Raw genomic sequence first — 16,972 nt, 5'->3', positions numbered from 1 at the left:
CCTTTTGAAAATAGGAAGGCCGCCACAATCCTGTGACGGCCAAGTAGTGTCATATTCAGTTGTAGTAAATCAGCCCATATTGCCGACCTGTTTGTTCAGATCCCCATCGCTGTCACCGGTGGACTGCTGTACATTGCCGGGAACAACCCAGCCAAACACTGGATCGTATACAGCTCCATTTCCGTTGCTGGAGCCGGGAACCGGGTCATTGCTGGGCGGCGTTTGCTCGGCGGGTGGGGCAGTGACCTCCGGAACTGACGGGTCAGGATTGACGGTATGCTCCTGACCAGGATCTTTGATTTCGGTCTTACCTTCCGGCACCGGAGGAGGTGTTTCTTTAGGCTTTTCGGTGTCAGTGAAGTCGATCACAACCTCATCCTCCGTTTGGGAGGTTACTTTGGGATATTCTTCTTTGGCGTCTGTGGACTGGCCGGGGGCATAAGCATCTGCTCCATTATCACCATCTGTCTGTGTGCCGCCATCTGACCAATCGCCGGTGACGCTGCTGGGTGGAGATTCATCCGGTCTAAAATCTCCGGTACGGTCGCGGCTTACGAACCAGCAGACACCCAGAATAGAGACGCAGAGGAGAGCCAGCGAGGAAACAATAAAGCCTTTGGATTGGAAAAACTTCTTCATATTTTACATACACTCCTTTTTTGCTGTTATATAAAGCCTATACGGTAGAATGTGCCGGGCTTTCAACAGTATTGTTAGAATTTTGTGTTGTGGTAGCCTGTCAGCTCCACCCGTTGGGTGATAGCCGGATAACTGTGACCGAACATCTGCACATAGAACTCCACATCACAGTAAAAGATGTACTCAACCCGTCCATCCTCTACATTGAACTCCAGGCTGATGTCGGAAACCTTGTAATCCTCCGTTGAAAGCGGAATCTTGGAGTCCAGGCCGCCTGCTACTGTAGCCTCCAGCATGTCGGTATAATCATTGCTGGAGTAAAGGGTATTTAGGTACTCTTCAAAGTTGGTTTCACGCTGGGAGCGGTAGGTGTCTGCATAAATTGTGCCGCTGAGGTTATTTAACTCCATTTTAGCGCCATTGCGGATGTTGATGCAGGTGATCCGGATGGAAGCGTACAGGAGCAGGAAGGAGATCAGCATCACGATACCTACCACAAAAAAGCAGGCGAAAAAGGTGATCTCGCCCCGTTCGTTTCGCAGCGACTGTTTCAGCCGCAGGAATATGCGTTTCATAGGTCACCTCACTTCCAGTAGTGCTCACTGACGCCGCTGCCACGGGCAACCACTGTGATGTTTACCAGGTCAAAATTCCAGAACCCACCCAGTTTGGCATCTCCCTCGATAGTAATGAAGAAGGGGGTGCCCAACTGGATGGCATTTGTCATACCGGATGGCCTGGGTGATGTGTAGGTAGCGTCAATGGAGTAGGAAATATTTTCGGCTCCTTCGATCTGAGAACTCAAAAATTCAAACAGCTCATCGGTCTCGCCGTTGACGCCGCCGGAAAGCTGGATCTGTTTGACCATCTGATCGGCGGCATGGTCAAGTTCCTGCTTGGTGGAAATGATGCTGAACAGGTCAATAATGAAGGCAAGAAGCAGGACGGCAATGAAGATAAAGACCACCGTACTGAAATAGTTGGCCTCGCCCCGTTCGTTGTTCAGCATCTTCCGGGCTTTTTGAAAGAGAATAGAAACCACCACCTTTACTTAAATTGAAAACAGCCGCTCCAAACCGGAGCGGCTGCTATGCAAAGTTTTGACTGTACCAAGTATAACAGATATGGATTTACGGCGAAAGGGCAGGACTGTGCCAATGTAGAGACAATTTTCTGCCAATTACAGCCCACCCTTAATAAAAGGAATCGCACCATAATGTCCAATCAAATAGCCTTTTTCCAGCTTGGTATCTTTACGAATAGAAAAAGCTTGGAGAGAGAACAGATCGGTAGCAGCGGTCAGTTCATCTTTTTCGGCAAACCAGATCTGATCTCTCCTCAGCACATCCAAGTCAAGAAGATTGGTATTGTGTGATGTGAAAATCAACTGGGCCCCATTTGGATTGAATTCCACGCTGTTAAAAAGTGAGACTAGATGCTTTGTCAGGAGGGGATGCAGATGAGCGTCCAGTTCGTCTACTACAAGGGGTGTTCCTTCATCCAGCACCTCTTTTACTATGCCAATCAGTTTGAAATAACTGTTGGTGCCATCAGATTCCTCTGCCATGTTCAGTGTGTAGGAAGATGTAACTGAAAATGAGAAACTGGACTTGGAGTATATCTGTTTTTTTCTCCCATTGACTGCAACAAGAAAAAGTGTTATTATGAATACATAAAATAAAGAAAAATTGAGTATTATAATAACAAGTGCAACAGAAAGGAGATCTGTATGGAAAAGATAAAGTACCGAGATTTGATCATGCAGTATCTGACTGCTCTGGAGCCAGATCAAACAATTACAACCGAACAGGTCGCACAGTATGTGGCGGAGCGACTTTTACTTGATGCGGCGATGGTAAAAAAGACAGTCAATGTAAATATGGCCCGGCTTGAAAAAGAGGGGCAGATTATGCGTCTAACCAAAGGGATTTACTGCAGGAGGGTGAAAACAGCATTTGGATATTATACTCCGGATAAAGAAACACTTTTTTGTAAGCAATTACTTCGGAAAGAAAACGAGATAATTGGATATGAAACAGGATTGTCGGCATTAAATCGCATTGGTCTTGTTTCTCAAATGCCAAGAAGGAGATGCATTGCAACCAACCTGCATACAAAACGAGTTCCGGAAGGAATGCAGATTGAGATTCGGAAACCGCCTATCGTAGTTAATTCTGACAATTTTCGGTATTTGCAAATTTTGGATGCAATCAGAGAACTGGATATGGCACCAGTAGATACTGCAAAGCCGATTGATGTGGTAAGAGCTACTGTTGAGGAATTCACATTGAAAACTGAGATGTTGATTCTGATGGCCAGAAAATATTATGGGCAAAAAACTTTGCTTCGGACCATAGACATTTTGTTGGAGGGTAGTTATGAAATTGCACGAGGATAAATTTGCTTTTTTGAATATTATCAATTTAATCCATGAGGCTAGCAGCATTAGGGCTGATATTTTGGAGAAGGACTATTATGTTACACTACTGTTGAGGGAGTTAGCAGGGAAACAGGTAACGCTGCCAGCCTATTTTAAAGGCGGAACGGCCTTGTATAAAGCACAGAAAAGTATCCGCCGGTTTTCAGAGGATATTGACTTGACGGTGTGCATCGATAATTGCAGTAACAGCCAGGCTAAGAAACGGCTGGAGATGGCAACAAAGAAATATCAGGCCCTACCACGCACATCCAGAAAGGATCTCGAAGATGATCGGAAAGGTAGTATCACAACTGTCTATGATTATACTCCGCTTGTAGGCGTTGACTCGGATGATCCGCTCCAACGGTTTGGGTATGTCAAAGTAGAAGGTACATCCTTTACCGTCAGCGAGCCTTTTACACCGCTTGAAATTGAACCGATACTTTACACTTATGCTACCGAAGAACAGCGAAATATTCTTCAGTCACAATATAATGTTGCCCCTTTCATGATTAACACAATTCGGTTAGAGAGGATTTTTGCCGACAAGATTTTTGCTGCTGAATTCTATTATGAGCGTAAGATGTATTTTGATGTGGCAAAACATCTTTACGATGTCAGCGTCATGTTTGATTTAGAGCAGATTCAGGAAATGATTCAAAATCAGCAGACATTCCTTGAGATGCTGGGGTATAAAAGACTGGAAGAGACCCGAAGAACAGGCAGTGATCTGGCGGAAAAGAAGTTTTCTGATTTTCAGTTGCTCAGAGGGTTTTCTGATAATGAGGCACTTCGTAAGGACTATCAGAATATGCAGCGCAACTATGTTTTTGCGGAAGAAGATGCATTGTCTTTTGGTTTTGTGGTAGAGCAGTGGAAGAAACTTGGAGAGGTATTGCTTGCGCTTGAGTAAGTGCAGTATGACACTGGTGTCATAAAAACTGTGGACAAAAATTAGCCAGGGGAGCAGCGGTTTATCTGCTCCTCTGGCATTGCTTTGCTTACAGGTTCTGACGGATGATCCGGGTGATAATACCTACGGCCACACCCCGCTCCATATCCAGACGGGTGACGGCAAAAGATACATCGTCCTTTTTGCCGGGCATCCGGTAGTCATAGCAGGAGTGAGCTACCGCATTGACACCGTTGGAGAGGCGCACATAGACAACGCCCTTGTGGACATCTGTGACACGACCGGCATACTTGCCCTGGATACGGCACTTCTGCAGGTTGTCCCTGTCGGTATTCTCGGAAATACTCTTGATGTCAGCCTTGATGCCCAAGTCCTCCAGACTGTTGCGCCGCACGCTGAGAATACGGACCAGAACCTCATCGCCTACGGAAAAACGCTCATGGGCGTCACCGATCCAGTCCCAGGCAAGGTCACGGGCAAGGATGGAGGTTTCAACGCCGAAAACTTCCACGCGCACAACCTTTTCAGCCACTGCAATCACACGCGCCTGGACGATGCGGCCCTCATAGACACGGTACATACCGGCAGCATCCGTATCCAGATAGAAAATCTGGCGTTTGCGCAGCATGGCCTCCTTGCGGCTGGCAACTACGCTGCGAGTTTTGGAGTCGATACCACGCACGATGAAGTCAATGTCAGCACCCAGCATGTTGCCAAGGATCTTATTTTGGCGCAGCATAAGGTCGGTATATTCCTGGCCGGAAGGGCTGCGGCCCAGATTGATCATCATTTCCTTGATAGGGATAATGACACGGAACCCCTTGTAATCCACAACTGCCACTGTCTTGCGGTTGTCCAGCTGTTCAATGCCGCCCAGCTTGCCGGTGATGATCTTGCGGGTACGGTAGGCATTATGGATCTCATGCCAGATTACATCATCTCGGTCTTCGGCAGTCTCGACATCATCCCGGTTGCGGATGGTAAGGACGGGAGCCTCGCCGCGCTGGGGGCGGGGCTGGCGCCGGGGAGGAGAGGGAATGGGTGCAGGAGCGGCAACTTCTTCCACAGCAGGAACGTCAGGCTCCACAGCAGGTTCCTCCGCAATAGAAAGGGTTTCGGCTGTATCCGCCGACACTGTTGTTTCGGTAGGAACTTCCTCTGAGACAGGTTCTTCAGGAGCAGCAGCTTCTTTCTTCTTCCGGCTGGTACGCTTGGGCTTTGGAGATGCAGGGGGTTCCTGCAAAGCGTCGGCGTTATCTTCGTAAACATCAGGCGGCTGCACATCAGAGTCTTCCGGCATATCAGTGGGAGCAGCGCTTTGATCGTCTGTTTCAGCAGGCGCATCCCCGAACATTTCCTCCTCGGTGAGTTCAGGAAGGGGATCTTCATTCATATCTTCGCCAGAGGTGTCCTGCTGGGGCTGATCCATCAGCCCCAGCAGTTCGTTCAAATCCAGACCATCGCCAGCGTCAGCAGGAAGGGATTCAGGTTGAGCGGTATCGACCAGCAGAGTTTCGCTTTCCGACATAACGGTTTCGGTAACAGGAGCGTCCTGTTCCAGAAGTTCTTTTTTCTTGGTTGCCATAGATTAAACCTCCTATGAATTTGATAGTTTTGTTTAAGACAGGATGGAATCCTTGTCTGTGGTAATAATGCCTTCCGGCGTACCGGCAGATTTGGGAGCCGGAGCCTCTTTGGGTGATTTATCTGTGGGGGATGCCGGTTTGGTGGCTTTGCGCTTTGCCGGTTTCTTTGCTGCCGGAGCCGGTTTCGGCGCGGGCTGCGGTGTTTTGGCGGCTTCTTCTTCCAAGCGGCGCCATTCCGGCACATGGGCAGATGCTTTGCAGGAACGCAGATACTTGGCTTCCGGATGTTTGGAGTAATCCATTTTGTCTACCTGCAGAACCTTCTTGCCGCGGATGATGATGAGTGCCTGATCCAGCGGGAGTCGCAGGACTTCATCAGGAGTAAGTACAGGGCGTTTTCCAACACCGGAGGTTTCACGAAACTCCGGTGTATAGTTGGAGATACGCCAGGTGCCCAGCTGTTTGGACTTACTGGATACTGCTACGGAGGCAAGCCCTGTCCTGGCAGAAATAAATTCGGCAGTAAGCTGGTCTGTACAGCCCAAAAACAACTGCGCGTCACAGTTTCCAATGATCTCCTGCCACAAATTCTGCGGGTATCTGTTCTGCAATCCTGCGAGATTTTGGAATACACAGGACATGGAGATATTCCGGGAGCGTATTACGCTGAGCCGGCGGGAGAGGTCGGGGATCGTGCCGCACGCTGTCAGTTCTTCCCCAAGGATATGGACAGGCACAGGCAGTTTGCCACCCTCGCAGTTGTGGTCTGCATATCGCACCAGTTTGATGAAGCAGAAAGATAGAAACAGCGAGGCCAGAAAATCAAAGGTACTGTCCTGGTCGCTGGTAACGAGGAAGTAGGCACAAGGCTGCTGACCCGGAAGCTCCAGATCGATCTCATTCTTAGCGGTAATTTTCTTGATCAGTTCAGACTGGAATACCTGGAGGCGGCTGCCCAGACCGATAATCACGCCGCTTCGCACTGTGTCGCTGGCCTGCTTGAACAGGCTGTAGGGTGCTTTGGCAGGATGAGTGGAAGGAAGCGCTTCGAGCAATGTGTCAAGTTGGGATTCCCCATTGAGGGTCAGCAGCCGGTAGACTTCGCCAATGTTGCGGTTTTCTTCCGCATAGCCTTGATCCACATACAGTACCAAGGCCTTGAGCAGATTCATCTCGCAGGCATCCCAGAAATGGTCGCTCTTGCCGTTGTTCGTGGTGTTCTTGATGATGACATCTACAAAAAGCTGAGCCATTAGTTCCTGTCCCTCAACTTCGGCAAGGCAACACCAGGAATCTGAGTTTTCAGGCGAAACGAGGTTGAATACCTTGACACAATAGCCCCGGCTGCGGAGAAATTCGCTTGACTTCTCGTACAATTCCGATTTGGGATCGCAGATGATCAGCGATTCTCCGGCGCCATTTTCGCCTCGGACAGTGGCCTGAAGAATACGATTCATACAAAACGAACGGGTTTTCATGGAGCCACTGGCGCCGTAGACTGCCAGATTGCCGTTGATTCTGGTATCTTCCGGTATGCAGACTGCTTTGCCATCCAGCATACCCAGTACAATACCCTTGTGCTTGCGCAGGTCGGGCACCAGATCCAGTACGCCGGACATCTCTTTGCGGGACATCCAGCCGGAGGTGCCATAAGTGCCTTTGGCGGAGTAGGAGAAATTACGGTCTTCATCATACTCGTCGGCATCACCATATCCCATGCGCATGACCATGATGAGCAGCACTGCTAACAAGCCAATGCAGATCAAAATGCCATACACGCCATAAGGCGGTCGGAGCACAGAGGAAAGGCAGAGAAGGAAGTCGGGCGAAGCGGCCAGCGGTGAAGTACCATCGCCGGGAATGCCGCCGCCCTGTTTCCAGGTTGCATAGTTACCCAAAAGCTGTGCCAGAAAGCCGCCTGCGTATAGGATTGCAAGAATGGCAAAGGGCGCTGCAATCAGGCTCACGATCAGTTTTTTCTTGTTTATGGGAACAATCTCCCCTCGAATTTTGTGAAGTCAATGGTCTGGAAGCGCACTCGGGAACCGCAGTAACTGCGAAGTACCTCTGCCTGGAAGTCAAAGCAGATCAGTGTGCCCGGGCGCTCGGATAGTTCGAGAGAGGTGTTAAAGCGTGCGATACGGGGCAGATCGCAGAAATAGCCAAACAGGACTGGTGAGCCATCTGGTGAAATGCCGTCATGCTCAATAGCCAGCCCGGGTTGCCTCGCCGTAAGACCTTGGAGCAGAATACGGTCCAGCTCCGCAGTTTTCCCAGGGTCGCACAATAGTGCCAGTGTCACCTCCCCCTGATGGTCGTTGGTAAGATAAAGAAAATGCTCATAGCTGCCATCCAGCATGAAGAAATCATGTTTGCGACCTCCGGTGCTGGTCAAAATCTGATAAGCCAGATCCATGCTGTTGCCCAGAATCAGTCCATGAACATCCTCATGGCGAAACTGTGAGGACAGGCGTTGTTGGCAGATTACACTCCAGATCAATGCTTTGACCCGCATTTCCGATTTGTAGCGCCATTTCATCAGGGCGCTACTGCTGTTGTAGGTCACGAAGATGCCGGAGGGCGCAAGGAGTATTCCGGTGGAGCGGGAACTGCGGATCTTCGTGGTGTCGATCCCCATTTCTTTCACTTCTCTGGAACTGAAAAAAGCAGGATAGACAATCATGCCACCAGCGTAACCCTCCGGCGCAAAAATTGCCGGTTTTTCATCCCGATACACACATACACCCGCATTATCCATGGTCACATAGGTTTCTGCCAGGCGGTGTAGCCGGAGTCTTCGGTCAATTTCGCATTTCAAACGGTTGGTGTCGGTATCTCCTGTCAGGTAGCTGGCAAACCTGTCCGGCCGGCTTTCCAGCAGAGTGGCTTTGGCTCGCGGCCCCAGACGGTAGCCGCGCAGTTTATCCCGGTAATAGGTACGCAGCAGCCCGTCTTTTTTCAGTGCAGTGACAACAGACTCCAGATAATATGGACTGCCGGGAAGTCTGTTAAGCTGGTCTGTGGGGAACTCGCCGGAGATGGCAGTCAGAGAGAGAAGCCTGTACGCCATCGTGTCTGGCTGTGGGAATTTCCCAAGTGATCACCTCCTTGTGGTGTGTGGCTTTTACCGAGACTGCAAGGAACTTCGGTAAAAATCCGTGGTGTAACGACAGAAAAAAGCCCCGAAATCCGGGGCGAAATACGATGTTGCGGCAGGTCGGACAAGCAATGGCTGAAAATGCTCAAAAATCCGAGATGGATTTTAGGGTGTTTTCATGCTCAGCAAGCCAGGCGGGAAACCGCTTTTTTTCCATGACACTGATTCTGGTACAGTCCTTTTCGCCCAGCGCAGCGGTGTTGTAGGCATCGCAGAGCAGGCCGGTATCGTCAGCCATGACGAAGGTGGAGAGGACATCCAGAAGCTGCTTTTCTTCCAGATTGTCGTAGTCACGGATACGCCGGGTGGGAAGGCACTGGTCATAAACCTGCGTAAAGCACACCACACAATCGCTGAAGTGGGGCATGGGATGCTCTTTGGCGTATTGCTCCAATGAGAAGTAGAACGGGTCGAGCAGAAACTCAGTGTTTTGTCTCTGCTTGCGTTTTGGGAGCAGCCCGGGCAGGGTGACCTCCAGTACACCGTCCTCATAGACAACCTCAATTCCGTGTACAATACCGGCGGATGTCAGGTAATCGCCTTTGTGGATGGTGGTGCTGGAATATATCAAATGCCGCAGCCTGCAGGCAATTTTCTCTGCCCGTAGGGCGGCGTCAGTGGATAAGACTTCATAGTTGTCCGGATAGCGCTGAATATCCGTGGTATCCATCGCGTAAAGAGCATTGCTCAAACGGGATATATCATCAAGAATGCTTCCAATCCGGTGTGAGATGATTTTTCGTTCCAATCAAGTTCCTCCTGTTTTCTTAAAGTAATGCACCTGGCCCGCTGCATCCACGGTGCAGAAACCGGAAATGTCAGGGCAGTCAATGCGGCGAATGTCTTCCGGATTATCGACCAAAATGATGCGGCGTCCACCGCTGCGGTCATCCCGAAGCGCATGGTTGATCAGGGCCTCCTGGCCGGAAGCTGCGTAGACGATTTCGTATAGTTCACCGTTTGCAAAGAAGATAAGCTTGGCCGGAAAATCACCGGGAGCATGGTATTCCACCTGCCCGATAAAATCCAAGAGTACCCAGGCAGCCCGTATCAGAGAGTTGTCTGATTTTGCTGCCCAACCAGACGGAAAGTAACCGCCTGTATCAGTTTGAAAAATACGGCCCTGCTTTTGCAGATGGGAGAGCAGGGTCTTGATGATTTCTTCTTTGTCAGGGTGAAAGCAAAGAAGCTGCTGCATATTGAGACCGGGATACATCGTGACGATCCGCAGCAGAGCCGCAGCTTCATTTCCATAGATTTCAGCCCTGGTCTTCATGGGTATCACCTCCAATGGCGTAATATAGGCGTATTCAAGACGCATTAAATAGGAAGGAAAGCCAGTCAGTGTAAGCCAAAAAGATGATCTGGCTGGCAAAACTGGTTTTTAGGCGTAATACAGACGCAAAGCAGACGCATAGCGGCGTCTGGAAGGAAAGTTGCACATGGGAATCACCTCGCTTTTCAAATTGTTATATCTGCTGTTCGGCAGATGTGGATTGTTCACGGCGTTTTCGCTCTACGATTTCACGCAGCTCGCGGCGGTCGGTAGTGATCAGATCCTTTTCCAGAGGGCTGGCTTTGAACTCCACCATAATATTGTTGTTATTGGTAGAAATCAGACCGTGACCTCTTTCAAAGTGAGTGATCTCCATTGTTTCAGCATCGGACAGGTGCAGGGCTTCCTGTACCCGCTGGGCTTCGTCGTCCTCCAGATTCAGAATGATCTTGGTCTTGGAGTTGTTGATGATGCCCTTACCAAATCTGCCGCCGTCAAGGTCAAAGAAATCGGCAAGATCCTGGCTTGCAAAAATCGAGGCGCCGCCGTAACCGCGTATGGTTTTGGCAATTTCCAAAAGAAAATCGCCGGCCAATCTTACACCAGCAGCACCGGCGCCGGATAGAAGCTGCCAACACTCATCGATGAAGATGGCTTTTTCTTCTGTACGGTCGGCTTTGGCTCTGTCCCAAACAAAGTCCAGCGCCACAAACATACCTACGGTGAGCAGGTCTCCGGTGAGGGAGGAAATATCCAAAACAGTGTACTTGTTGTCGAGCCGAACATTGGTCTGCTTATTGAAGGTGCTGGCGCTTCCGTTTACCAGACGATTTAGGATGTGGGCCATGCGCATCGTTTCCTTGGAGGTTTTCAAAATTTCGTACAGGTCACCAAGCACCGGCATCTCACGGTACTGGCCGGGCTTTGCAGGGTCTTCCAAAGAGGCATTATCATGAGTGATGCCTTTTGTGTTATAGGTACGAACAAGGGCTTCGTCCAAAAGCTGTCGTTCCTCGTGAGACATATCGGGGATCAGCAGACTGAAAAATATGTGGAGCTGCTGGATCTTTGCTGCAAGTTCAGATAACTGGATGCCTGGACCGTCCAGAAGTTCATTCACCGAGCGGTCTACCCGCCGAATCTCCATGACATTGATGCAGTGGGGACTGGCCGGTGAAATCTGGATAAAGGAGCCGCCCACATTGGAGCAGGCGCGATGGAATTCATGGCCTTTTAGGGGCGCAACAATGAAAATGGGGATATTTTTCCGCCTCATTCGCAGCGCCATCAACTGCATGGTAAAGGTTTTGCCGGCTCCGCTCGTGCCAAGGATCGACATATTGGCGTTCTTATAGACCGCAGAATTGAAGATGTCCACGATAATAAGGGAACTGTTGTACTTGTTGACACCCAGCAGGATACCGTTATCATCACACATCTCATAGGATGTAAAGGGATAACAGCTTGCCGCACCGCCTGTCAGCAGGTTGCGCTTACCCCGCTCATACAGTTTCTTTTCCATTGCCACCAATGGCAGGGCAGATAAAAACGCCTGTTCCTCCCGAAAATGGCAGGTGCAGGCGTTCATGTCTTGTGAGAGCAGGAGCTTTTTCATTTCGCTGACCTTCCATTCCAAGTCTTCCTCGTTGGAGGCAGTAATGGTAATCAGCAGATTCAAGTAGTAGAAGTCCTCGTTGTTGGCAAGGCCCTCTTTGAGAAAGTACCCGCTTCGGATAGCACCATCAATGTCATCAAAGTCGGTGTTGGTGTCGCTGGCGTCCTTGATTTTGGAACGGTTGATACGTAGCTGCTGTCCGACTTTCTGGATGATGGTTTCTTTGGGCTGACGGGAGAGGAACATATCCATATCGATCCCGTCACCGGCATTGACGATAAGACTGAGCCAGCCGGCTGGAACCTGCGTTTTGTAGCCATCAGAGGGCACCAGCAAATAAGCATAATACAGACCGTCAATGCAGATATGGTGACCATGCGTGAAGTCAATGCTTTTTGGCGCACAGAATTCGGTGGCAGGGATATGGTCGATCTCACTGTCGCGCCCTTTGGCAAGGTACTCAGCCACAACCTCCTGTGCCCGGACGGAGAGTGGCTTTACAGCACTTTCATTTCTACAGAGCAGGTTATAGAGGACATCTACGGTAAACTCATCCCAGTTTTTCGGAACGATGACCTCGTTACCGCACTGACGGAGGTAGTTGGTAGCAGTATGGACTGCACTTTGCAGGGCATTGATTGCCTCGCCTTCTTCATCAGAGCGCTTGGTGTTGCTCCACGGCTCATATTCAAAAATCAGGAAGAAACGTCGGGTAATTGCCTCACGGGAACCAATCTGCTGAACGAACTGGAGGTAGTCTTCCTGCATGAGCAGACACTGTTCATTGGTCTCCTGTTCCATCTCCTTCCGAACGGTATCCAGATGGCGGTTGATCTCTGCCCGGCGTGTCAGTACCTTGATTTGCAGCTTGATGGGGCTGATTTTCAAGTAGGATACAAAGGAATAGATGATGTTCCGCTGTTCCTGGGCACTGCGCAGCATAAAATTGATGGGTACTACCTCGACGACCTTGACATAGCGGTGGTCCTTCGTGTAGATGATGCCGTTTTCAATTTTGGAAATCGGCAGATAATCTGCTACCGGGTTAAGGCAGGCGGGCTTCGGCTCCTGAGTGCGGATAGGGCGTTTTACTTTGCGCTCCTTGGAGACCTTCTTTTTTTGCTTGGCGGCTTTCTTCTCCTTGGCAGGCTTCTGCTTTTTCACAGGACGGAGTTTTTGGCGGATTTCGTAGCTACGAACTTCATCAAACTCCGCTGGGAAACCCTCTCTGCCGGAGCACCGTGACCGCCTGGGAGCCTTATCGGGCTTGTGTGCCTTCTTTTTAATATGCTTGCCGCCATGCTCTGCCGCAGGAACCGCATCTTCTGCGCTGTTACCGCCTACAATGCGGCGGTTTCGCAGGTACTTTATGAAAATCAGCAGAAAAGAGGAAAGGCTCTCACCGGAAATTCCGATAAGCGCCACCAATGCTGCTGGCAGTGCGGTCAGGCACAAAGCGATGATACGGGCAGTCAGGCCAAGAGGAAGCAATGAAAAAACCGGCACACCAATGGCAAATGCCAGGATGCCGGCTTCAATCACATTGCGGGCTTTGAACATACCACCAAAGAAGGTGCCTGACTCGATGAAATTCGGTGGTATTATGTAGGTATCTCGGTCGATTTTATGATTCATGATTAACCTCGTTTCCGAAGCCGGGCGGGCACATCAGCCGATAATCCAGAACGGACCGCCAGCTCCAGCGCGCCGGCTGGCCTCATTTAAGATAATGGACAGATCCCAGAGCTGTTCGCTCCGTGTGTAACTGGCAGGGTCAGCCACCATGATCTTGCCGTCTTTTACGCCACGCAGGACAATGAAGTGACCGGAAGAGGTAAAGTGGCCTTCAGACATGATTGCTACTACCAGTTTACCATTAGCCAGTGCGTCTGTGATGCGCTGTGGTTCCGCAGTGGTACAGCCGGAAACCGGAAGCCCCCATTCCCCAGCGGCGGCAGGTATCAGCGCATGGTAAGAACCACTGCTTTTACACCAGTAGCCGTTGTTGTAAGACCACTCGGCCATCTCCACAGGGTCAACCATATCGTCTGTCAGAGAGGACACCACGATTGCCATAGCGGTAGGGCCGCAGCCATAACCGCCAATATTGTCCGTACCATATGCTTTACCGGCATAGCGTTCATCCAGTTGATTGTAGTAAACAACAGGTGTGATCCCGTCGGTGAAAGTAACATCGCCCAGAGCGGTGATGCTGTTTCCGGTCCACGCTTCCAGATTCTGCAGCAGACCATCGCCCAAGAACAGGCTTAGGTTGGAAGCGTAATCAGATGCAAGCTCCTTTTGGTCATCGGTAAGCTGGAATACAACATCAGAAAAATAGGACTCACCGTTGTAACGGACAGTATAGACCATCCATGTTTCGGACACCGTTGTTTCTTCCCCAGTCTCCGGATCAGTCACGGTGCTCTCACGAATCTCTTGCTTGCTGGTGTAGGAATATAGATGCTGCTTGTTTTCCCGCAGGGTGGCGGCAAGGTCATTCAGAGAAATGCTTTCAAAATCCTTGTCTTTGGCCGCACAATACTGAGAGATAAACAGGTTGGCGTTATAAATAGGACCGCCGGAATAGGCATTTTTGACCTCCATATGGTCGGCTCCCGATGCCGCAAAGTCAGCTTCGATCCGGGCAAGTACATCATCCAGTGCCTCACCCAAGATGCCGTTGAGGGTAAAGGTGATCTCGTTGGCGTTCTCAATAATCGCTGTTTCGCTATTCAAAATCGGAATTTCGGGGTCAGATGGCGAAAAGGCATTGGTCAGTCCACCGAAAATAAGACCAGGGAGCATGAGAACAAATAATACCGGCAGCATAAGCAGGGCAATGACTGCCACAATGATTTTTCCGATATGCTTCCGACCTGCCCACACTGCGCCTGCAACTGCACCGTAAGGACCGCCTGCGGCAGCGCCTTTGGCAGCGGAGGAAATAGCTTTTCCGGTTTTGATTGCGCCGCAGATGGTATGCGCTGCGGAGGCGCCGGTCTCCACAGCTTCGGAAAAACTGCTTTTTTGATCTTCTGGCATTTATATCTTGTCCTTTCTCTTCGGGGATGGAGGCAGCTTTTTGACAATGGACTCGTTGAAAGCGATAGAACCGTCAGGAGCCATATAGGGCGATTTGTCAACAGCATCCACAGCGTACTGTTTATACCATGCTGTGCCATCCACGGCATGAATGGTGGTGTACTGGCCTTCCGGGGCAACATATTGGTCTGCGTGGTACATACCAAAGGAGATGCCTTCGGGATGTTCCGCAGTCACTTCTGTGCCGGTGATGCGGCCGCCGCCAATTTCGACATTTTGGAAGGTCGGAACATTTTCAGCTCCGGATTCCAGTGCCGCATATCCCATGTAAGAGTGCAGGGCTTCGGCGGCTTTTTCACCGGAAATGGAACCCATCTGGCTGATACTGCCCGTGGCTACGCTGCCGATTACATTGTTGGCAAAATTGCCGCCCTTACTAACGGAAGAAGCGTACATATGGCCGCCGATCCCTCCGGCTGCAGCATCGCCTAAAAGACTGCCAAGACCGGAAGGCTTGGAGCCGGGAGTTGTGGTGGCTGTTTTGATGGCGCTGTTTGTGACTTTTCGGCTCACCACTCCAGCAAGACCGCCGCTGGCAAACCCTGCTCCAAAGCCGCCGCTGCCTTTACTACCGTTTGCGTTGACATTGGTGGAACTGCTGTTTCTCCCGCCGCCAAAGTGGTGACTGGAAAAGTTCTTGATGCCGCCGATGCCTCTGGCAGCGATCATAGCCTCAGCCAGCATGCTGCCGCCGGTATGTCCTACATTGACACCAAGACTGGAGAGGAAGGAATCGATTTTCTGGCCGACTTTGAGAAAGCCGATAGCACAGAGAAACCAGATAAACACATTGCCGGAAACGGCTTCTTTTCCCACAGCGTCTACCTGAGTTTGCACATCGCTTTCGGAGATAGCGGCAAAAGCCGGCTGGCAGAACAGGCAGGAGAGAATTGCGACTGTAAAGGCCGCAAACAAAAATTTTTTGAGTTTCTTCAAGGATAAGACCTCCTTACAACGAAAGCGGGTTCGCAAGGAAGGACCCCACCATGCTTGTGAACAGGCGCAGGCACCAGGCGTTCATGACCAATAGGAAAATTTGGCCGCCAAGCATCCGGCACCAGGATTTCCAGATGTTTGCTGTGGTCTGGCTGGCGCCCATAGAAAAAGCCACAGGAGCCGTGTAGACCAGTACACCGAGCAGCACATACCGTTCGGCTGCCTCGAATAGAAGTTTTAGGTAGTTCCAGGCCAGGATGAGAACCAAAATCAAGGTAATCAGCGCCACAGCCCCATTGGCACACACACCGATGATGACCAGCATCACGGAATTGAAGTCTGCAAAGCTTAATGCAGGAAGGTCGGACTCCATGATCCAGTGGTAGGGGGTGCCGCCGATGGTAAGAACAATATTGACGATCTCATCTGAAAAGAGCGTCAGCAGGATAAAAATAACGGAACGGATACTCAGCTTTACCGGGTCTTCTGCTTCCACACCTGCGCCAAGACCGAAGTTTTTGAATAACTGCCAGACCCAGTTGAGCAGGATGATCCCGATTGCCAGAGCCACGAAAACAGAGTACATAGTCTCTGCTGCGGGAAAATAACGCAGAAATACAGCCATATCACAGCCCAGCGCACCCAAAACCGATGTGGTCACCAGATCAAGACCGGCCATTACCTGTTCTGCGATCCATTCCACTATGCCGTCTAAAATGCCCATAAATGCAAGCCTCCTTTCCGGCGAGCAATCAGACGGTCAATCAGCCTGTCCATTGTCCGCCACTAAAGAGCGGCGTCACATACGCCATGATAAAGCCCAAGCCATTGAGGATAGCCCAGGTGATACAGATTCGTTTGAGCCAGGCGCGGCTTTCATCCACCGTCCGTCCGGAACGGGAGAAGTTCATGAGCAGCAAGGCTACCGAAGCAGTGACGATGGCGGCGATAGTGGAGATGGCAAGGATTTGGGTGTATACATCCTGCATGATCTCTTTGGCCTTGGTCCATACATCTGTTGCCGCATAAGCCGGCTGACAGAACATCATGGACATCATCACACACAGGAAGGCGCTGTAAGCCACTTTGGGCAGCGAAAGCCTGCGCTTGGACTGGGTATCCGGCTCCTGAAGCTGCGGAGTTTGAGGGGTTTTCGTTTTCTTCAATTTGCGATCCTCCAATTCTGAATGATTTTTTGATGCTCAATAGGGAACAGAAAAACCCACACCTGTCAAAACAAATGTGGGCTTTCAAATGGTCGGGCGGCCATCTGGGCAGCAAAAAAGCACCCTGATGAAAGGTGCCGTTACTGTCCTGTTCGGTTTT

Annotated in this window: 16 protein-coding genes; 2 read left to right on the top strand and 14 right to left on the bottom strand. The window is 50.5% G+C overall.

The features are described 5' to 3' along the window. Positions 1-69 precede the first annotated feature (69 nt). The 4 genes from OCV63_RS04910 to OCV63_RS04895 form a co-directional block, all read right to left on the bottom strand. Positions 70-639, bottom strand: coding sequence for a DUF6550 family protein (locus OCV63_RS04910; RefSeq protein WP_003499631.1), 570 nt, complete (start codon positions 637-639; stop codon positions 70-72). Positions 640-713: 74 nt separating this feature from the next. Further along, positions 714-1,214 (bottom strand): hypothetical protein, encoded by a 501-nt coding sequence (locus OCV63_RS04905; protein WP_003499630.1) that lies wholly within the window; start codon positions 1,212-1,214, stop codon positions 714-716. A gap of 8 nt (positions 1,215-1,222) precedes the next feature. Then, positions 1,223-1,648, bottom strand: a complete 426-nt coding sequence (locus OCV63_RS04900; protein WP_044911222.1) for a DUF4320 family protein — start codon at positions 1,646-1,648, stop codon at positions 1,223-1,225. 171 nt (positions 1,649-1,819) lie between these two features. Then, positions 1,820-2,431 (bottom strand): AAA family ATPase, encoded by a 612-nt coding sequence (locus OCV63_RS04895; RefSeq protein ID WP_049941638.1) that lies wholly within the window; start codon positions 2,429-2,431, stop codon positions 1,820-1,822. Here OCV63_RS04895 and OCV63_RS04890 point away from each other — a divergent pair. Together OCV63_RS04890 and OCV63_RS04885 are read left to right on the top strand one after the other, a co-directional pair. Further along, the gene (locus OCV63_RS04890; RefSeq protein WP_003499627.1) at positions 2,369-3,037 is read left to right on the top strand and encodes a DUF6088 family protein; all 669 of its coding nucleotides are present in this window, start codon (positions 2,369-2,371) and stop codon (positions 3,035-3,037) included. The two genes, OCV63_RS04895 and OCV63_RS04890, sit on opposite strands and share 63 nt — an antisense overlap. After that, on the top strand, positions 3,018-3,971 hold the full coding sequence (locus OCV63_RS04885) for a nucleotidyl transferase AbiEii/AbiGii toxin family protein (protein WP_003499625.1): 954 nt from the start codon (positions 3,018-3,020) through the stop codon (positions 3,969-3,971). Before OCV63_RS04890 ends, OCV63_RS04885 begins: the two co-directional genes overlap by 20 nt. A gap of 88 nt (positions 3,972-4,059) precedes the next feature. Here OCV63_RS04885 and OCV63_RS04880 read toward each other — a convergent pair whose 3' ends face one another. The 10 genes from OCV63_RS04880 to OCV63_RS04835 form a co-directional block, all read right to left on the bottom strand. Continuing rightward, positions 4,060-5,556: a S1 RNA-binding domain-containing protein gene (locus OCV63_RS04880; protein ID WP_003499623.1), complete on the bottom strand. Its 1,497-nt coding sequence runs from the start codon at positions 5,554-5,556 to the stop codon at positions 4,060-4,062. Positions 5,557-5,589: 33 nt separating this feature from the next. Beyond that, positions 5,590-7,530, bottom strand: coding sequence for a VirD4-like conjugal transfer protein, CD1115 family (locus OCV63_RS04875; RefSeq protein ID WP_465220805.1), 1,941 nt, complete (start codon positions 7,528-7,530; stop codon positions 5,590-5,592). An 11-nt stretch (positions 7,531-7,541) separates the two neighbouring features. Then, the gene (locus OCV63_RS04870; RefSeq protein ID WP_003499619.1) at positions 7,542-8,627 is read right to left on the bottom strand and encodes a hypothetical protein; all 1,086 of its coding nucleotides are present in this window, start codon (positions 8,625-8,627) and stop codon (positions 7,542-7,544) included. 172 nt (positions 8,628-8,799) lie between these two features. Next, the gene (locus OCV63_RS04865) at positions 8,800-9,462 is read right to left on the bottom strand and encodes a DUF6100 family protein (RefSeq protein WP_003499617.1); all 663 of its coding nucleotides are present in this window, start codon (positions 9,460-9,462) and stop codon (positions 8,800-8,802) included. Further along, positions 9,463-9,990 (bottom strand): DUF5697 family protein, encoded by a 528-nt coding sequence (locus OCV63_RS04860; RefSeq protein WP_262670651.1) that lies wholly within the window; start codon positions 9,988-9,990, stop codon positions 9,463-9,465. It abuts the gene before it with no gap. Between the two features lie 193 nt (positions 9,991-10,183). Further along, a complete protein-coding gene (locus OCV63_RS04855) occupies positions 10,184-13,240 on the bottom strand; it encodes a VirB4 family type IV secretion system protein (RefSeq protein ID WP_003499613.1) in 3,057 nt (1,018 codons plus the stop codon). 33 nt (positions 13,241-13,273) lie between these two features. Next, the gene (locus tag OCV63_RS04850; RefSeq protein WP_003499611.1) at positions 13,274-14,650 is read right to left on the bottom strand and encodes a C39 family peptidase; all 1,377 of its coding nucleotides are present in this window, start codon (positions 14,648-14,650) and stop codon (positions 13,274-13,276) included. Next, positions 14,651-15,646: a hypothetical protein gene (locus OCV63_RS04845; RefSeq protein ID WP_003499609.1), complete on the bottom strand. Its 996-nt coding sequence runs from the start codon at positions 15,644-15,646 to the stop codon at positions 14,651-14,653. Between the two features lie 13 nt (positions 15,647-15,659). Continuing rightward, entirely contained in the window at positions 15,660-16,370 is a 711-nt protein-coding gene (locus OCV63_RS04840) for a hypothetical protein (protein ID WP_003499607.1), read from the bottom strand. Between the two features lie 40 nt (positions 16,371-16,410). Further along, positions 16,411-16,812, bottom strand: a complete 402-nt coding sequence (locus OCV63_RS04835; protein ID WP_003499603.1) for a hypothetical protein — start codon at positions 16,810-16,812, stop codon at positions 16,411-16,413. Positions 16,813-16,972: the final 160 nt, after the last annotated feature.

The sequence above is a fragment of the Laedolimicola ammoniilytica genome, from assembly GCF_025567165.1.
Taxonomy (GTDB): domain Bacteria; phylum Bacillota; class Clostridia; order Lachnospirales; family Lachnospiraceae; genus Laedolimicola; species Laedolimicola ammoniilytica.
Note: the sequence above shows the minus strand (reverse complement) of the source record. Positions and strands in the feature narration are given on the sequence as shown.

What these genes read in the sequence shown, in the direction of transcription:
- OCV63_RS04840 (WP_003499607.1), bottom strand. Translation starts at nt 16,370, where the DNA reads ATGGGCATTTTAGACGGCATAGTGGAATGGATCGCAGAACAGGTAATG.
- OCV63_RS04860 (WP_262670651.1), bottom strand. Translation starts at nt 9,990, where the DNA reads ATGAAGACCAGGGCTGAAATCTATGGAAATGAAGCTGCGGCTCTGCTG.
- OCV63_RS04905 (WP_003499630.1), bottom strand. Translation starts at nt 1,214, where the DNA reads ATGAAACGCATATTCCTGCGGCTGAAACAGTCGCTGCGAAACGAACGG.
- OCV63_RS04855 (WP_003499613.1), bottom strand. Translation starts at nt 13,240, where the DNA reads ATGAATCATAAAATCGACCGAGATACCTACATAATACCACCGAATTTC.
- OCV63_RS04885 (WP_003499625.1), top strand. Translation starts at nt 3,018, where the DNA reads ATGAAATTGCACGAGGATAAATTTGCTTTTTTGAATATTATCAATTTA.
- OCV63_RS04910 (WP_003499631.1), bottom strand. Translation starts at nt 639, where the DNA reads ATGAAGAAGTTTTTCCAATCCAAAGGCTTTATTGTTTCCTCGCTGGCT.
- OCV63_RS04850 (WP_003499611.1), bottom strand. Translation starts at nt 14,650, where the DNA reads ATGCCAGAAGATCAAAAAAGCAGTTTTTCCGAAGCTGTGGAGACCGGC.
- OCV63_RS04880 (WP_003499623.1), bottom strand. Translation starts at nt 5,556, where the DNA reads ATGGCAACCAAGAAAAAAGAACTTCTGGAACAGGACGCTCCTGTTACC.
- OCV63_RS04890 (WP_003499627.1), top strand. Translation starts at nt 2,369, where the DNA reads ATGGAAAAGATAAAGTACCGAGATTTGATCATGCAGTATCTGACTGCT.
- OCV63_RS04900 (WP_044911222.1), bottom strand. Translation starts at nt 1,648, where the DNA reads ATGCTGAACAACGAACGGGGCGAGGCCAACTATTTCAGTACGGTGGTC.
- OCV63_RS04870 (WP_003499619.1), bottom strand. Translation starts at nt 8,627, where the DNA reads ATGGCGTACAGGCTTCTCTCTCTGACTGCCATCTCCGGCGAGTTCCCC.